A 2,261-nucleotide genomic window follows, 5' to 3' on the forward strand; every position below is an offset into this window, starting at 1 on the left:
AGGGCGCTCGCACGTCGCACGGCGGAAGCGGCCTCGCGGCGGCATGGGGTGGCGCGCCTCGCGGGATGGCCGGCTGTGGTCGCCGGTCCCCATCCCGGCCCCGGTCGCCGGACCATCCACAGGCCGCGGCCGGGGCTGCTTCTCGGGGAGCGATTTCCGGTTGACTTGAACCGTCCGGTTTCACATAAAGCCGCTCCTTGGCGGGGATTTGAGCGCAACGCTCGGGTCCGTGCACGGCTGATGGCGCCACTTCCATCACAGGCCTGCCGCCAGGCTCCTTGCCACACTCGGCGCGGAGACAGGGACGACGGGCGTCGTTGGAGGGGTGCCCGAGTGGTTAAAGGGGACGGACTGTAAATCCGTTGGCTCTGCCTACGTTGGTTCGAATCCAACCCCCTCCACCACCCGTCGTTCGCGCGCAAAGGCGCCGCCAGCCGCAACCGTCGGCCGTGGGCCGAGGAAGGCCGGCGCAGGGCTTATGCGCGGTCTGGCAGTGCGGACGCCGCCGGTGCCAGATCTCCGCCGTCGGGCATCTTCCACCTGCCGGAGCGCTGTGTTAAGCGTCGGCGGCCGCGGGTGTAGCTCAATGGTAGAGCAGCAGCCTTCCAAGCTGAATACGAGGGTTCGATTCCCTTCACCCGCTCCAGCCCGCCTGTGGCGTGCTCCATAACCATCTGATGAACCATAAACTCTGACGGCCTTCAGCCTCGGCCGCGCTCCTTGAGTTCTATGTGCCCGTCGCCCTTGGGGCCGACCAGACCGGGCCGGCGGCGGGGGCTGGTCACGTGACGAACCTACCCCCTGGCGGGGTGCCGTGTGCCGAGGACGCGGCCTGTCGGCGCGGGAACCGACGCGCCAGTCCCCGGAACCAGCCGTAAGCGGTCCGCCCATGGCCTAAGCGCACCGGCAGCATGCGCGGGCCATAATTTCCAAACGCACTGAGGCTCCGCCTTGGCGGCAAAGTGCCCGCCGCGCTAGCATCGGCCCCGTTGGGGGACGCCCGTGCACGACCAGGTCAGCCGGCTCGAGAGTGAGGCGATCGCGCGGGTCCTCGCCGGCGACCGTGCGAAGGCCGCCGCCTTGCTCAATGCGGCCATCGACCTGACCGGCGCATCGCCTTCGGGCCGGGAGCAGGCGGCGGCGCTCATGGAGAAGCTCGCCCGCGTCCACCTCGCCGATGGCGATCGCGACCGGGCGGAAGAGGTCGCCCGCCGCGGCCTCGCCGAACTGCCACCCCCCGATCAGGCTTCCGCCGAGGCCGGCCTTGTCCGCTCGCGCCTTCTGGTCACCCTCGGCAACGCCCTCTTCCATCGCGGTGCCTATGGTGAGGCCACCGCCGGCTATGACGAAGCCGCCGGCCTGCTCGCACGCCACCCCGAGGCCCGGGGCGAGCGGGCGCGGGCGCTTTCCAATGCCGGGCTTGCGGCACGCGAGGCCGGGCGGATGGACGACGCCATCGTGCGGCTCAAGGCGGCGCTGGCGCTGCTCGAGGATGGCATCGATGCGGCGCTGCGCCTGAACACCCGCCGCTTCCTCGCCAATGCCCTGCAGGACACGGGCGAACTGGCCGCCGCCGCGGAACTGCTCGGCGTTATCGAAGTGGAGGCGCGGGAGGATCCCGCCCTCCATGCGCGCACCCTCGAAGCCTTGGCCAGCCTGTACGAGCGCCGGGGCGATCCGGCCGGTGCCAGCGCCGCCTATCTGCAGGCGCTGGCCAGCTGTGCGCGGGCGCCCAGGACCGAGCGGGCCGGGCTGGCGCTGGTGCTGGTCAATGCCGGCCAGCATGCGGCCGATCTGGGCGACATCACCGGCGCCCGGAGGCTTCTGGCGCGGGCGCGGCGCTGGGGCGGCAAGCCCTTGAGCCTGGCTCTGGCGGTGGCTCTGGATGCCGCGCGGGCGGATCTCGCCGTGGCGGAGGGACTGCCGGCCCGCGCAGTGCGCATCCTCCGGCGCTGCGCCCGGAAGGTCGCGGCCGGAGCCGGGGCCGATGCCCCCGATGCGCTGGCTCTCATGGTGGAGGCGGAGGAGCTGGAGCGGGAGACCGGGCCGACACCCCGGTGGCGCCGCGCGCCTCTCCCAGGCCATGGCGCGCGCCGCCTGCGCGGCGGAGCACCCTTATCAGATCGCCGCCCAGCTCCTGCGCGCGGAATTGCTGGTGGCCGACGGCGCCCTCGACGCGGCCGAAGACGCCGTACGGGCGGCCTTCGCGGCGGATGCCGGCCGCGACCGTCCCGCCGCGCTTCCGGCCTGTTCCAGGCCGC

Annotated in this window: 1 protein-coding gene and 2 tRNA genes; all 3 read left to right on the top strand. The window is 72.4% G+C overall.

The window, feature by feature from the left end; all coding sequences use genetic code 11:
- The first annotated feature begins 319 nt into the window (after positions 1-319).
- Positions 320-404 (top strand) — tRNA-Tyr (locus tag AC2W7M_RS24085).
- 168 nt (positions 405-572) lie between these two features.
- Positions 573-646, top strand: a tRNA-Gly gene (locus AC2W7M_RS24090).
- Positions 647-1,002: 356 nt separating this feature from the next.
- Positions 1,003-2,261, top strand: a 1,259-nt coding sequence (locus AC2W7M_RS24095; protein ID WP_486135514.1) for a tetratricopeptide repeat protein, incomplete at its 3' end; no start/stop codon positions are given.

It is taken from the genome of Xanthobacter sp. BG11Y11_SDJG (assembly GCF_057364445.1).